This window comes from Litchfieldia sinesaloumensis (genome assembly GCF_900156865.1).
Taxonomy (GTDB): domain Bacteria; phylum Bacillota; class Bacilli; order Bacillales; family Bacillaceae_L; genus Ferdinandcohnia; species Ferdinandcohnia sinesaloumensis.
In genome coordinates, this window is the sequence record NZ_LT732529.1 from 4117203 (window position 1) to 4131245 (window position 14043).

General features: G+C 38.7%; 16 protein-coding genes. 10 read left to right on the top strand and 6 right to left on the bottom strand.

What is annotated here, in order from left to right; genetic code table 11:
* Window positions 1-139 precede the first annotated feature (139 nt).
* From CZ490_RS20210 to CZ490_RS20220, 3 genes are read left to right on the top strand one after another with little or no spacing between them, the layout of a single operon-like run.
* Window positions 140-451: a hypothetical protein gene (locus tag CZ490_RS20210; RefSeq protein WP_077620539.1), complete on the top strand. Its 312-nt coding sequence runs from the start codon at window positions 140-142 to the stop codon at window positions 449-451.
* Entirely contained in the window at window positions 438-725 is a 288-nt protein-coding gene (locus CZ490_RS20215; protein WP_077620540.1) for a hypothetical protein, read from the top strand. Before CZ490_RS20210 ends, CZ490_RS20215 begins: the two co-directional genes overlap by 14 nt.
* A complete protein-coding gene (locus CZ490_RS20220) occupies window positions 718-2217 on the top strand; it encodes a NarK/NasA family nitrate transporter (protein WP_077620541.1) in 1500 nt (499 codons plus the stop codon). Before CZ490_RS20215 ends, CZ490_RS20220 begins: the two co-directional genes overlap by 8 nt.
* 29 nt (window positions 2218-2246) lie before the next feature.
* Here the strand turns inward: CZ490_RS20220 and CZ490_RS20225 are convergent, their stop codons facing one another.
* On the bottom strand, window positions 2247-2678 hold the full coding sequence (locus CZ490_RS20225; RefSeq protein ID WP_077620542.1) for a GAF domain-containing protein: 432 nt from the start codon (window positions 2676-2678) through the stop codon (window positions 2247-2249).
* 311 nt (window positions 2679-2989) lie between these two features.
* Between CZ490_RS20225 and CZ490_RS20230 the strand changes: the two genes are divergently transcribed.
* Window positions 2990-3724, top strand: coding sequence for a Crp/Fnr family transcriptional regulator (locus tag CZ490_RS20230; RefSeq protein WP_077620543.1), 735 nt, complete (start codon window positions 2990-2992; stop codon window positions 3722-3724).
* 108 nt (window positions 3725-3832) lie between these two features.
* Here the strand turns inward: CZ490_RS20230 and CZ490_RS20235 are convergent, their stop codons facing one another.
* The gene (locus CZ490_RS20235; RefSeq protein WP_077620544.1) at window positions 3833-5026 is read right to left on the bottom strand and encodes an MFS transporter; all 1194 of its coding nucleotides are present in this window, start codon (window positions 5024-5026) and stop codon (window positions 3833-3835) included.
* A 222-nt stretch (window positions 5027-5248) separates the two neighbouring features.
* Between CZ490_RS20235 and CZ490_RS20240 the strand changes: the two genes are divergently transcribed.
* From CZ490_RS20240 to CZ490_RS20250, 3 genes are all read left to right on the top strand, one after another.
* Window positions 5249-6688 (top strand): DEAD/DEAH box helicase, encoded by a 1440-nt coding sequence (locus tag CZ490_RS20240; protein ID WP_077620545.1) that lies wholly within the window; start codon window positions 5249-5251, stop codon window positions 6686-6688.
* A 36-nt stretch (window positions 6689-6724) separates the two neighbouring features.
* The gene (locus CZ490_RS20245) at window positions 6725-7066 is read left to right on the top strand and encodes a hypothetical protein (RefSeq protein ID WP_077620546.1); all 342 of its coding nucleotides are present in this window, start codon (window positions 6725-6727) and stop codon (window positions 7064-7066) included.
* A gap of 150 nt (window positions 7067-7216) precedes the next feature.
* Complete coding sequence (locus CZ490_RS20250; protein WP_077620547.1) at window positions 7217-7669, top strand: YueI family protein; 453 nt, start codon at window positions 7217-7219, stop codon at window positions 7667-7669.
* Between the two features lie 43 nt (window positions 7670-7712).
* On the opposite strand, the gene CZ490_RS20255 is transcribed toward CZ490_RS20250, so the two are convergent.
* The 4 genes from CZ490_RS20255 to CZ490_RS20270 are packed head-to-tail and all read right to left on the bottom strand — an operon-like array spanning window position 7713 to window position 11096.
* Complete coding sequence (locus CZ490_RS20255) at window positions 7713-8315, bottom strand: response regulator transcription factor (RefSeq protein ID WP_077620548.1); 603 nt, start codon at window positions 8313-8315, stop codon at window positions 7713-7715.
* Complete coding sequence (locus CZ490_RS20260) at window positions 8312-9448, bottom strand: sensor histidine kinase (RefSeq protein WP_077620549.1); 1137 nt, start codon at window positions 9446-9448, stop codon at window positions 8312-8314. The genes CZ490_RS20255 and CZ490_RS20260 overlap by 4 nt, the downstream gene beginning before the upstream one ends.
* Entirely contained in the window at window positions 9449-10195 is a 747-nt protein-coding gene (locus CZ490_RS20265; protein WP_077620550.1) for an ABC transporter permease, read from the bottom strand. It abuts the gene before it with no gap.
* 1 nt (window position 10196) lies between these two features.
* On the bottom strand, window positions 10197-11096 hold the full coding sequence (locus CZ490_RS20270; RefSeq protein WP_234987267.1) for an ABC transporter ATP-binding protein: 900 nt from the start codon (window positions 11094-11096) through the stop codon (window positions 10197-10199).
* Between the two features lie 215 nt (window positions 11097-11311).
* Here CZ490_RS20270 and CZ490_RS20275 point away from each other — a divergent pair, with 215 nt between their 5' ends.
* The 3 genes from CZ490_RS20275 (at window position 11312) to CZ490_RS20285 (ending at window position 13953) form a co-directional block, all read left to right on the top strand.
* Window positions 11312-12811, top strand: a complete 1500-nt coding sequence (locus CZ490_RS20275) for a nitrate/nitrite transporter (RefSeq protein ID WP_077620552.1) — start codon at window positions 11312-11314, stop codon at window positions 12809-12811.
* A 365-nt stretch (window positions 12812-13176) separates the two neighbouring features.
* Entirely contained in the window at window positions 13177-13605 is a 429-nt protein-coding gene (locus CZ490_RS20280; protein WP_077620553.1) for a hemerythrin domain-containing protein, read from the top strand.
* A 30-nt stretch (window positions 13606-13635) separates the two neighbouring features.
* Window positions 13636-13953: a hypothetical protein gene (locus CZ490_RS20285; protein ID WP_077620554.1), complete on the top strand. Its 318-nt coding sequence runs from the start codon at window positions 13636-13638 to the stop codon at window positions 13951-13953.
* Window positions 13954-14043 lie beyond the last annotated feature (90 nt).

Sequence of the window (14043 nt, forward strand, 5' to 3'; positions counted from 1 at the left end):
ATATCATCTTTACACAAAAAATGGTACATCAATTTTATTATGAAAACTATGTGAATACACTTATATTTTGCGGCTTAAACATGGTGTTGTTTCCGGTCGCATGGATTTTGTATAAAAAGTTGAAAAAGGCGTGATGTTCATGAACAGCGAAACGTATCTTGATTTTTGTTTCATAAGAGAGGCAACTGGAAATTTCAAAGAAGAGATTCATGAAATTTTATCTAACCTTTTTAAAAGTATACGGTTAAAGTGGTACCTGGAGGAAAAGACGGAAGAGGGCATTGAGATTATCATTGCCGAGGTTAAAGGAATGAGCAGATGGCAATCGGAGGAAGATGCGATCGAATACATTGAAGCTCATGCAGACGAAGCCTTTTGGTCGTATCTTCAGGGCTATAAACTATTCATCTATCCTGCTAAGAAAGGGTGTAGCAGCTGTGGAGTTAACTGAAATTAGAAGTTTGGAATCTTTTATTCTAGAAAAGGTGGAAGTTTCGATTTTAGATAAAGATGGAGAAGACAAAGCACCGTTTGTAAAAAAGAATATACGTAAAACAGAGCTTTGTCCGGACGGAACGCATCTCCGTATTTACTTTGACCGGCTGCAGTTCTTTGCAGTTCCTTTAACCGCAGAGGTAGCGATAAGTGATGAGTTTTGGTCAGCCTTTGATCAGGAAACTGGATTAACCTACGTTGTGAAAAAAGGAAGTGGTCGTGATGGCTAGAAAAATACAGCTTCCGCTTCAGACATTAAATCTTGTTGTAGGATTTATGGTTTGGGTACTCATTTCTTCTTTGCTACCGTTTATGAAAGAGGATATTAATATTCCAGCAAACCAATTAGCTTTGGTAACTGCGATTCCCGTTATTCTTGGTTCAATCTTACGGATTCCGCTTGGATATTACGCGAATCAGTTTGGTGCGAGAATAATATTTTTAGTTAGTTTTATTTTATTGCTGTTTCCAGTTTATTATATTAGTATAGCTAATTCGGTAGCTGATCTCTTAATAGGCGGATTATTCCTAGGGATTGGGGGCGCGGTTTTCTCCGTTGGTGTAACATCACTTCCTAAGTACTATCCAAAGGAAAAACACGGGTTTGTTAACGGAATTTATGGTGCGGGGAATCTTGGAACGGCGATTTCTACATTTGCAGCACCTGTGATTGCAACGCAAATCGGTTGGTCTTTAACTGTTCAACTCTATTTAGTTGTATTAGCATTGTTCATTTTGGCAAACTTCTTTTTAGGAGATAAGAAGGAAATAAAGGTTCAAACCCCGTTAATGGAGCAAATTAAGGGTGTCTATAAAAATGAAAAACTTTGGTTATTAAGTTTGTTTTATTTTATTACATTTGGCTCTTTTGTTGCGTTTACAATCTATCTACCCAACTTTTTAGTAGAGAACTTTGGCTTAGATAAGGTGGACGCAGGGGTTAGAACAGCAGGATTTATCGTTCTTGCGACAATCATGCGACCTATTGGTGGCTGGTTAGCGGACCGTTTCCATTCCTTAATACTCTTAATGTTTGTATTTGGATGCTATACTGTGTCAGCAATGATATTATCGTTTGCCCCATCAATTGGGTGGTATACAATAGGATGTTTAACAATTGCTCTCTGCGCAGGAATTGGGAATGGGGTTATTTTTAAATTAGTGCCAATGTACTTCCAAAAACAAGCGGGGATTGTGAACGGAATTGTCTCTGCAATTGGAGGATTAGGTGGATTTTTCCCGCCAATTCTATTGGGGATTCTATACAACGTCACTGGACATTACGCGATTGGATTTATGGCGTTGTCAGAGGTAGCATTAGCAAGCTTAATTCTTGTTATATGGATGTATTTCAGTGGAAGAATGGAACTTGCGAAACAAGTCATTGACCATACTGCCGAAGGGATTATGGTTACGGATTTACATGGAAAAATCATATCTGTGAATCCAGCGTTTACAAAGATTACAGGTTTTACCTCTGAAGAGATTGTTGGGAAAACGCCAAACGTCCTGAAATCTGGCAAACAACCAAAGGAGTTCTACGAGGGGCTCTGGACAAAAATTGAGACAGAAGGCTTTTGGCAAGGGCAGATTTGGAACAAACGAAAAGACGGGTCAAACTACTTGCAATGGTTAACGATTAGTGCAATTAAGAATGACTCAGGTGATGTCGTGCAATACGCTGGTATGCTTAGTGACATGACTGGAAAACAAGTTAAATAAGCAAAAAAATGAATCCTTTTTATAGGGATTCATTTTTTTAATGTAGCAAATTCATCTGCTACTTTTTTTAGAAGGTCGACTTGCTCAGTTGTATATTTAACTTCAGTGCGAGAGCCAATCAGAAGGACAGCACATACTTTGCTATTCACATTAATAGGGACCGCTACAGCTGAAACTAGATTCTCTGCTAGCATTATTGGATATTGAAGACGAGTTCGCTGTCGGTCTGGTGTGTCCATATCGAGGATCATTGTTGTTCCAAAGCGAACAACTGAGCCAGAGAGTCCTTTTCCAGGTCGTATCACCATATTTTTAAAGCGGTTATTTGTATAACCATATGCGTATTCCCAACGGATGGTTTGACTACTTTGATCAACGTTTGCAATTGCAGAGAAATCACTTGAGGTGTTTGTACACAAATCATGAAGTTTTTCTTCTATTTCTATCTGTAATGCTTCCATGAATATCTCTCCTTGAATAGGAATCGTGATTTCTTTATATAAAAGGATAATCTCTCGTTTTCATTCTACACATCTATTGTAAAGCTTTTTTATGGGGTTGTATGTCAGGGAATTCCCTTAACTTTATGACTAAAAATGATGATATTTAAACCTTTTATAGGGGAAACCCACTGTTGGAGTGTTTTACGAGGGGTAAATCACGGATGAATAAATAGGGGAATTTGGAGCAAATATTCAGGAATTCCCCCGATATTAAGTTTTTACTATTGGTTGTATGCTTATAGTATAAAGTTTTGACGGGGGGATTTATAATGTCAATGATGATTGCACAGGAACTAAATAGAGAGATTCCTCACATAGAGTCAATTAACGAAAGCATTAATCAATTTCTATCAGATGAAAATTTAAATAAATTACAAAGCGTTATGCATATACGAAAAGTAGCTGCAGGAACTCACCTTTTTTGGGATGGTGAGGAAGCTGAAAAGATGTACTATATCATCTCAGGAAGAGTTAAATTGCGAGCATCCTCTGAAAGAGGTAAGGATTTCTTATTATCCATTAAGGAAAAAGGAAGTCTAATTGGAGAATTCGGTGGATTCACTGGAAAGCTCTATTACAATTACCGTGCAGATGTAGAAGAAGAAACTGAGATAGGTATTATCCATATCAATGACCTGAAAAAGTTATTATACCAGTTTGGAAATTTTGCAGTGGAATTTATGAGTTGGATTGGTTGGACACAACGTATCATGCAGAATAAATTATATGATTTCCTATTCTTTGACAAGCAGGGGGCACTGGCTTCTACGTTGATAAAATTAACGACAACACATGGTGTCAAATGTAAGGATGGTATTTTAATTGGAATTGAACTCACTAATAAAGACTTAGGTGATTTCATTGGAACCACTCGTGAAAGTGTTAACCGCCTTTTAAATGGCTGGAAAAGAGAAGGAATCGTAGAAATGTATGACCATAAGGTCGTCATTCTTCAGATGGAACGACTATATGAAATTTGTGAGTACACAGGTGGTGTACACTAATAAATGAACAACAAAAATGCGCACAGCTTCAGTCCAAATAACTGATACCATGCGCTTTCTTTTTTGAAGACAGAGGGACAGGTACATTGTCCCAACATGCGTCTATTCTTATATCATTGCTTTTACATGAGTTTTTGATTTTATTTTCTTTTGCCAAAACATCGTAATGAAAAGAGTAACAATGAGAAGGACTAGCCCTAGAATAAATGGATATATGATATGAACATCATATAAGAGTCCTCCAAGAGTTGGGCCAAGGATATTACCAATGCTCATATAGGCATTATTCATCCCCATCGCAAATCCCTGTTCGTTGCCTGCTAGTTTTGAAATTAACGTGTTAAGCACAGGACGTAGGATAGAAGTAGCTAAGAAAATCAGTAGTGATATTCCGAAGAACATTGCAAAGCTGTTTGCTACTATTGATAGAAGGAATCCTACTGCTGCTACCATAATAAAAATGTTTAAGATTCTTCCTTCTCCGTAACGAGTTACCATACGATCGACAACAAATAGTTGAACAATTACACTCACAATTCCTGTAGATGTTACCATCAGTGCAATATCTTGAGGTGTTGCATTGTATTGATTATCAACGAACAGTCCAATGACTGATTCAAAAGCCATTAATCCGAAACTCATTACGAGTGTGATGATTAATGGAATGAAAAACGGCATACGTACGGAACGTACCAACTTCTTGGCCATGTTTTCATCATCTGCAGGCATGAAACCTTCCACTTTTTGTTGGCTCTCTTTCAGAACCACAAATGAGAAAATAACAGATACAAGTGAAACCAATGCTGAAATTAAAAAGGGGAATTTCAGTCCGAAGTCTGCCAAAAAGCCACCAATTCCTGGTCCCACAACGATTCCAAGAGACATCGCTGCTGATATATAGCTATTCCCTTTTGCGCGTTGCTCCATTGTCGTAATGTCAGCAACATATGCAAATATTGCTGGAATGAGAAGTGCCGCACCAATTCCACCCACAACACGAGATGCATACAGAAGCCAAATCGAATTTACAAAGTAGAAAATAAACATGGATAATGTTAGACCGGAAAGTCCATAGATAATCATTTTCCTACGTCCATATTGATCCGTCCATTTTCCTGCAATTGGTGACATAATAAATTGTGCCCCAGCAAAAATGGCAATCATCAGTCCTGCTGCTTTCCCGCCCTCATTGATGGACTCAAGATAAGCAGGTAAAATTGGTATAATAATCCCAAAGCTTCCGATCGCGATAAACATATTAATCATTAAGATAATCATCTTTTTTCGTTGGTCTGCAGTCATCGTACACCTCTATTTCTAGGATTATAGCAATAATCCTTTTTTAATTTTTTTCAAATAACTATACTAAGTTATTATAACTTCTTCTAGAAGTCAAAGATAATTAATACCAATAATCCGACAAGATTCGACATGAGGCAGAGGGGCAGCGCCATTACCTTCCAGGGAAAATGGACCTGTTCATCTGTCCCAGATATAATAGAAAGAAAAAATGAGGTAGTAGATATGATACATTTTGAAGATTTTCATTTGAGTGATGAGGTTTTAAAGGCGTTATCTGGTTTGGGTTTTAAGGTACCTACTGAGATTCAGGCGAAGGTTATTCCACTAGCTCTTCAGAAAAAGGACATTGTAGGGAAATCGCCAACTGGAAGTGGCAAAACGGCGGCTTTTGCGATACCCATTTGTGAATCGATAAGTTGGGAAGAAAATAAGCCTCAAGCCTTGATTTTGGCACCAACGAGGGAATTAGCTGCACAGGTAAGTGAAGATTTTATTACAATCGGTCGATTTAAGCGAATAAAGGCAGCCGCTATTTATGGTAAGCAATCCTTTGAACGACAGAAACTTGAGTTGAAACAAAAAACACATGTCGTTGTAGGAACACCAGGTAGGGTGCTGGATCATCTTAAAAAAGGAACTCTTGTTGTAGATCAGTTATCATATTTGGTCATTGATGAGGCTGATGAAATGCTGAATATGGGGTTCATTGATCAAGTTGAAGAGATTATCGAAGCTCTTCCAACCGATCGGATTACATTGTTGTTTTCGGCAACCTTGCCAGAGGATATCGAAAATCTTTCAGTTAATTATATGAAGTCTCCAACATATATTGAAGTGAATCGTTCACATTCTTTAACTGGTAAAACGAATCATGCATTGGTCGAAGTTCAAGAGGAAGACAAGCTGTCACTGTTAAAGGGCATTACCATTGTTGAGAATCCGGAAAGTTGTATTATTTTTTGTAGGACACAGCAGGAAGTGGATGGTTTATATCAAAAACTAATAAAAGCAAACTATTCATGCGGTAAAATTCACGGGAGCATGGTCCAAGAAGATCGTTTTGCAGTCATGAATGATTTTAAAAAGGGGAAGTTTCGTTACTTGGTAGCGACTGATATCGCAGCAAGAGGAATTGATGTGGAAGATATTTCACTTGTCATCAGTTATGATGTCCCTCAGGATAAGGAACGGTATGTTCATCGTATTGGTCGAACAGGTAGAGCCGGTAAAACGGGGAAGGCAATTACACTAGCAACGACAAAAGAAGAAAATTTAGTTAGAGAAATCGAAGAATACATTGGGGAAGAGATTCCAAAAGTAAAGCCCCCAAGTAAAGCAGAGATTGAGCTTGCAAAATCGTCCTTTACGGAAAAAATGAGCCGTAGACCACAGCCTAAACGTGATAAAGCAGCAGAGGTGAATAAGGATATTTTAAAGCTATATTTTAATGGAGGAAAGAAAAAGAAGCTCCGAGTGGTTGACTTTGTTGGTACAATTTCCAACATCCCTGGGGTATCAGCAGATGATATAGGAAACATCACTCTCCAAGAGAACGCAACCTTTGTAGACATCTTAAACGGGAAAGGGCAGCATGTACTGACAGTAATGAAACACACAACCATCAAAGGAAAGCAGCTAAAAGTACATATCGCAAAAGACTAAATGAATAGAGAATAGGTATTTTGAGGGGAGTATATAATGGATTTCGTTGAAATTGGGGTATTGGTTGCCATTTGGGGTATGTTTGGATTCAACATATTTAAGGAATATAAAAAAACAAAAAAAGAAAATAGACGACAGCTTTTTAATGTAAAAGAATTTGAATTTTGGGAAGAAAGTATGCGCATCATGGGGATACTCCTCTTTGTATCCGGATTAATTATTGGTATTTCATTGGTAAAGCATATAGGTGCTTATTTATTAGTGGCAGGTTGGCTATTAAGTGGCATCATTTTATTGGGGAAAAGGAACAATAGAGGCTATATAATTATGGCGGTAGCACTCTTGTTTGGGTTCATCTACTATCTAATTTGGTTTTAAGGATTGGGGCATCCGTGGAGGTGCTCCATTTATTCTGAAGTGAGGGTACTCATTTGTGAACAGGGACTTGCCGAACAGAATATTGATAAAAAGTAGTAAGGTCTTGTTATAATGAGAAATACTAAGATGAGCACCGGGAGGAGGACAAAAATGTCAAAGCCTAATGTGGATGATTATCTTCAACAGGGGATTCATGGAGCCAAGGAAACAAAACCAGAAGAGCGAAGAAAGTTTCTTGGAACCATTAGAGAACGAGTTTTATGGGCACTGTCACAGTCACAGGTGAGAGAGAATAAGGTATATGCAGAAATTCAAGAGGCTTGTAAAAAAAATAACGAAGTACATATGTACTTAAATGGCCATATCAATTATCGATTTTTATCAAAATATGTACAATTAGCAAATTCGAATAACATCCAGTACACACTTGTCACGAACAAAGATTATAATTCAGACCTAGGACTAGTGCTCGCATTCGATCACCATGCCATAGACAAAGAAGATATATACATCAGTAAAACCCCAAAACCTGTCGTACCGCAACAACAAATCAAAGAAAAAAAAGGACTCCTCTCACGCCTCAAAAAAACCTTTAAAAAGTAGCAAGACACAGGGACAGCTCCCGTGTCCCTGTCCCTCTAGCCACTTAGATCCACCTTTTTTCTTTGGCGACTGTGACTGCTTCGGTGCGATTTTTTACGCCGAGCTTGTTGATGATTTCGGACATGTAGTTTCGAACGGTTCCTGCTGATAGGAATAACTGTGAGGATATTTCTTTTGAGGTTTTTCCTTCTGAAGCCATTCGCAATACTTCTTGTTCGCGCTCGGTAAGAGGGTTATTTTCTTTGATGCTTCCAAATATCAATTCAGGAGCAAATTCGCGTTTCCCTTTCATCACACTACGAATAGACTCAGCTAATTCATCAATCGAACCGTCTTTTAACATGTAACCATGTACCCCAATTTTCACTGCTTGCTCAAAATAACCAGGGCGAGCAAAAGTAGTTAAGATGATAATTTTACAGGTAGAAAAGCGTCTTTTTGCTTCTTCAGCCACCTCAAGACCGTTCATATAGGGCATCTCAATATCCATTAAACACACATCGGGCTTGAGGGACAGTATCAACTTTAATGCTTCTTTACCGTTTGATGCCTCTCCGACAATTTCAAGGTCTTCCTCAAAATCTAGTAATGAGCCTAATGCTCCTCTAAGCATGCCTTGATCCTCAGCAATCATCACTCTAATCAAGAACCAACACCAGCCTTTTTTTCTTTTGCAATAATTGGTACAGTAATAATGAGTTTGGTTCCGTTGTTTGATAGAACTTCAACAAACCCTTCAATCAATCGTAATCGTTCATTAATTCCTTTCAATCCATTGCCGTACATCGTATTTTCACCGAGTCCTTTTCCGTTATCATATACTGTAAGTTCGATCTGTCCCGTTTTTTGAGAGAGCTCGACAGTACATTTCCTAGCATTGCTATGCTTGACCACATTTGTAATACCTTCTTTTAGACACATACTAAGTATGTTTTGGGTGAGCAATGGGACATCTTCAAGCTTTGAGTCACCTTCAAATTGAAAGGAAATACCTGCCGTCTCTAAAATATTCTCAGTTTCAATCAGCTCTTCAGCAATGGTGATCGCTCTCATATCGGACACTAATTCTCGAACTTGTCTTAGTGCAGATCGGGAGGTTCTTTCAATCTCTTTCGTTTCAAGTTTTGCCTTTTCAATATCCTTACTAATTAACTTATGCACGAGTTGACTTTTCAAGGTAATCATAGATAATGTGTGACCAAGTGTATCGTGAAGGTCCCTAGCAATTCTCATTCGTTCTTCACGTTTTACTAGCTCCTCAATCTGTTCGTTTGCCTCTTCTAACTGCTTTTCTAGCTCCATACGGCTATTCATTGAACGGATACCAAAAGGAGAAATCAGCATAATCACGATAAAAATCGCACTGTAAAAAACGTCGTCCAACACGATTGCATCCCAGCGAATAAGAAATGGAAGCAGGATGGCTATAGCCAATAGCCCTAATGCCCTATTAAATAGTTTTCTGTCTCTATACCAACCAATAAAATGGGCTGAAAAGAACCCTAAAAAAATATTATAAAGATTAAACGAGACTGCAAGAATGATAATAATGAAGAGTTGTAGAACCAACCAGAACGTGTACAATTTTGTGGAGGAAGAATTATAGAGCTGCCGGTAGGTAATTAAGAATATTAAAAGCAGCCCGATACCAGCGATTCGTTTCCATCCATGCTCAACTGCAACATAATAAGAAGGCAAAGCAAGATAAATCAAGAACACATAGGGAAAGAATCCGAACTTGGCGGGAAAGACCCTAAAATCCCTTATACTTTGAAGCATTTAGTTTACCACCGCCACTTCCTGTTTTCGTCGTGTATAACTTGATAGTACCATGAATAAAAGGAGATACCCACCTAAAAGTGTAAAATTAAGCCAATCAGGATGCCCGCCACGCACAATTTCCCATGCACCACTACCATAATGATAAGAAGGAAGCCATTTTCCAATGGTTTGCACGAAGTTTGGTAGGATTTCCATTGGCATCCACATGCCTCCACACATTGCAAGTACCATATACAACATATTTGAGACTCCAGAGGCGGTATCTACTCTTTTCATTGTTCCAACGAGCGTTCCTATTGCTAGGAAAGGTAACGACCCAAATAGTATCCATGCTCCACACATCAACCATTCCCACAGACTCAGTGAAACGCCGTTGATAAGGCCACCTGCAGTAAAGATAATCAAGATCGAAAAAATATGAATAACCGTTTGGCCAATCATTTTTGCAGCAAAGTATGCATGGTCAGACAGTGGTGTAATTCTCATAAACATGGACCATCCTTGTTTTCGTTCCTCAACTAGGCGGATTCCAAGTGTCATAATCGCAGAACCCATCACACTAAATGACGCCATCGACATTAAATAATGGGCTTGCCATAACTTCTGATCATCTAATGCATTATTAAAAATCCTCGTAAAAATCACGTAAAAGACAATGGGCATGAACAATGACCAAAATACGTAGTAGGGGTTCCGAAAAATCCTCAAAATCTCAATTCTACATTGCATGATAAAACTACTCATATTACATAGCCTCCCTTTTTTCAACAAGTTGTTCAAATGCATCCTCAAGTCGTCCACGTTCAATTTCAATATTTTGAATGGGAAGGTTCCGCTTGAATAGTGCAGCCAACACCATATCGGTATTGTCAGTTAATGCATACAGGCGGCCATCTTTTTCATATACGTCTGTTACATGCGGAATGTTCCTGATTTCTTGCATGTTAAGTGTATGGATCGGTGTAAATGAAACCACCTGTGTTAACAACCTAGCTTTGATACTTTTCGGGGTTCCATCACTTATGATTTTCCCTTCGTGAAATAGTATCACTCGCTCTCCAATATCATCCGCTTCTTGTAAGTAGTGGGTTGTAAAAAGGATGGTTTTACCACGGTCTTTTAATTCAGTAACGGTGTTCCAAAATAATTTTCTTGAAGTAACATCCATGCCAACTGTTGGTTCGTCGAAGAAGAGAACATCAGGAGAACCCGCCATCGCTAGCGCAAAGCCAAGTCGTCGCTTTTGACCTCCTGACAGCTTATTTGCACGTTTTTGTAATTCGTCTTTAGTAAAGCCAGTGAACGCTACTAATTCTTCAAAGGACAGAGGCTGTGGGTAATAACTTCTGAAAAGGTGAATAACTTCACGCACTTTTAGTGCATCAATGACACTAACCTCCTGCAACAGTGCACCAATTTTTTCTCGAACCGATTTTTCCTTAGGGTCTTTCCCAAACACGCGAACACTTCCCTTGGTTGGCTCTAAAAGCCCTAGCATCATCATCATCGTTGTTGTTTTACCAGCACCATTTGGACCGAGGATTGCAACAATCTCTCCCTTTTGTATCGAAAACGAAACCTGATCCACCGCCATTTTATTTTTAAAGACCTTACTAACCTCGTTTAATTCAATAATAGGTTCCACAAAAACCACCTCCACGATCATTGTAAACCGGCTAAAGTATGCAAATCAGTGGATAATGTCATCATCTTACATGACATTTGTCATTAGGACACAGGGACAGGCTAAGTTTACTTGGAAAACAGAACTGTCAATTGAAAAAAGTATGTTTTATTTTTAGAGGAATTCCGTAAACTAGGGAAAATATGTAGAGATTGTTTGGAGGAGGAGTACGACGTATGAAGACGCAAAAATTGCAACTGCCACTTCAAACCGGAAGTTTAGTTGTAGGCTTTATGGTGTGGGTGATTCTTTCTTCCCTTATGGCAAGTATTAAACAAGATATCCCCTTAACGGATAACGAAACGGCAATGGTCACAGCTGTTCCAGTTATTTTAGGCTCACTGTTGCGAATCTTATTAGGATATTGGACTAATAAATTTGGAGCAAGATGGTTATTTTTCATTGGATTTGTTATCTTAATTCTTCCGATTTTTTATATTAGTATTGCAGACTCGATGTTTGACTTGATTCTGGGAGGACTTGTACTGGGAGTCGGGGGAGCACTATTTTCGATTGGGGTTACCTCGCTCCCGAAGTACTACCCGAAAGAACGTCATGGATTTGTAAACGGTATTTACGGTGCTGGTAACATCGGTACGGCAATCACCTCTTTTGCAGCGCCTGCACTTGCAGTAAGTATTGGATGGCAGAACACCGTTCGGTTATTTTTAATTCCTGTTATTCTATTTGCTTTGTTAAACTTTTTGTTAGGTGACAGGAAGGAACCTAAGGTTAATAAACCATTAAACGAACAAATTAAGAGTGTATATAAAAATGAAAAACTGTGGTTCATTAGCTTATTTTACTTTGTAACTTTCGGTTCGTTTGTAGCTTTTACTGTATATCTGCCGAACTTCCTAGTTTCTTATTTTGGATTAACGTCAGTGGACGCCGGTTTGCGAACAGCTGGATTTATCACACTGGCAACCCTTATGCGACCGGTAGGAGGCTGGCTGGGAGATAAGTTTAATCCCTATCTCATTCTGTTTATCGTCTTTAACTTCATTACATTTGCTGGCGTACTCTTGGCTTTTACACCGGATATTGTTCTATATACAATTGGATGCTTGCTCGTATCACTTTTTGCTGGAATTGGTAATGGGACCATATTCAAGCTGGTACCGTATTACTTTTCAAAGCAAGCTGGGATTGTCAACGGGATAGTATCTGCAATGGGGGGCCTAGGAGGATTTTTCCCGCCAATTGTTCTGTCAATTGTGTTTGGGATTACAGGGCACTATGCAATTGGATTTATGTCGCTTGCGATGTTTGCGTTACTCAGCTCTGTATTCGTTGTTTGGATGTTCTATACGGAACGAATCCAAACTGAAGCAAAAGTGATTGAAAATGTCGCCCAGGGCATGATGGTCACGGATCCAAAAGGTGTTATTAAAAAGGTTAACCATGCGTTTACGACTGTTACAGGCTATCAACCAGAAGAAGCAATTGGGAAGAAACCAAGTCTACTTCGTTCTGGTAAGCATGATTCCGCATTCTATGACCAAATGTGGGATACCATACGTAGCAAGGGATATTGGCAGGGAGAAATCTGGAACAAGCGTAAAAATAACGAATTGTATTTGGAATGGTTAACGATTAGTGAAGTGAAAAATGAAGCTGGCGAAGTTAAATACTATGTAGGTCTGTTCAATGACTTAACTGAAAAAGATGTGTGATGTGAGCTAAGAACAACTTCTTAGCTCTTTTTTGTGTGCACCGAGGTCAATATACACGCTCGTATCAAAAATGCCTAAGCATGTCCCGCAAGCGAAATCTAGCGGTACATGCACGATGTAAAAAATCCCGAGCATGTCCCGCAAGCCAGAATCTAGCGGTACACGCCCAAATCAAACATCCCCAAGCACGTCCCGCAAGCGAAATCCTGCTCCACATGCTCAATCAATAAATAAACTAAGCATGTTTCTTAGACAAGGAAATTGTGACAATTTTTTAAAATGCAGGTATTTGAGTTTATTGCAACCCAAGATGGAAAGGATTATGAAGAAGAGTTTTAACTTTATACATTGAAAGGGTGGTTATGATGTCAACAGGACCAAGTTTACGAAAAGTGGATGCTCATTCAGCAATCCATGAGGCCGCATTACATGAAGCAAAGGAACTCCGTAATCTATTCCGAAAGTGTATTGAGGAAGGAGATAAGGAAAAAGCGCTGCAAGTTGCTGAAATTGCAATAGACCATTGGGAGTCTCGGACATTGAAACATGCCGATTCAGAAGAAGAAGGTTTATATAAAGAAATGGTAGAGAAAAATCCTAAGCTCGAAAAAATAGTCAATCAGTTAACTCGTGATCATGATTTAATGCGACGCATTGTTGGGACTATGAAGAAAAGTTTGGAGACAGAAGAGGCAGATTATAGAATGATTCCTTTGCTAGATAGCTTAATTATCATAGATGAAATTCATAATGATGACGAAATGAATAAATTACTAGAGGTTAACGAACAATAAAAAGAAAAATTAGGAAAATGAGGAAAGGGGATGAAAATGGGTAAAAAAGATGTAATTGAGGAAAAACTGTTACGATTCGTAGCTCCGAACCTCTATGAAAAGATGGTCGAAGTTTTTGCTGCACAGAATATTCATTCCTATGATATCTATGCAACCGTAGTAAAGCAGGAAGATGGATATGAATTGTCATTGCGATTCTCTCAGTCATTTTCGCAATCTGTCACAACCTTTATCAGTTTTGATCAAGCGAAGAATCCGGATGATGAAACTTTAGTTTTTTTCAAAGAGACAGCAGAGAAATGCAAGAATCAATTAATTTCTGATTACTACAAGATGATTAAACTATAAAAATGCCGTACTTAGTTTTTGGTTTCTAGTTCCAAGCGCATCGGCTCTGGTCTAGCCAATCGCTTCGGAAGGCTGGGCTCATCTTATGCT

Coding starts and splice junctions, on each gene's coding strand:
- CZ490_RS20210 (WP_077620539.1), top strand. CDS start 140: ATGAACAGCGAAACGTATCTTGATTTTTGTTTCATAAGAGAGGCAACT.
- CZ490_RS20220 (WP_077620541.1), top strand. CDS start 718: ATGGCTAGAAAAATACAGCTTCCGCTTCAGACATTAAATCTTGTTGTA.
- CZ490_RS20225 (WP_077620542.1), bottom strand. CDS start 2,678: ATGGAAGCATTACAGATAGAAATAGAAGAAAAACTTCATGATTTGTGT.
- CZ490_RS20230 (WP_077620543.1), top strand. CDS start 2,990: ATGTCAATGATGATTGCACAGGAACTAAATAGAGAGATTCCTCACATA.
- CZ490_RS20235 (WP_077620544.1), bottom strand. CDS start 5,026: ATGACTGCAGACCAACGAAAAAAGATGATTATCTTAATGATTAATATG.
- CZ490_RS20240 (WP_077620545.1), top strand. CDS start 5,249: ATGATACATTTTGAAGATTTTCATTTGAGTGATGAGGTTTTAAAGGCG.
- CZ490_RS20245 (WP_077620546.1), top strand. CDS start 6,725: ATGGATTTCGTTGAAATTGGGGTATTGGTTGCCATTTGGGGTATGTTT.
- CZ490_RS20250 (WP_077620547.1), top strand. CDS start 7,217: ATGTCAAAGCCTAATGTGGATGATTATCTTCAACAGGGGATTCATGGA.
- CZ490_RS20260 (WP_077620549.1), bottom strand. CDS start 9,448: ATGCTTCAAAGTATAAGGGATTTTAGGGTCTTTCCCGCCAAGTTCGGA.
- CZ490_RS20265 (WP_077620550.1), bottom strand. CDS start 10,195: ATGAGTAGTTTTATCATGCAATGTAGAATTGAGATTTTGAGGATTTTT.
- CZ490_RS20275 (WP_077620552.1), top strand. CDS start 11,312: ATGAAGACGCAAAAATTGCAACTGCCACTTCAAACCGGAAGTTTAGTT.
- CZ490_RS20280 (WP_077620553.1), top strand. CDS start 13,177: ATGTCAACAGGACCAAGTTTACGAAAAGTGGATGCTCATTCAGCAATC.
- CZ490_RS20285 (WP_077620554.1), top strand. CDS start 13,636: ATGAAAATGGGTAAAAAAGATGTAATTGAGGAAAAACTGTTACGATTC.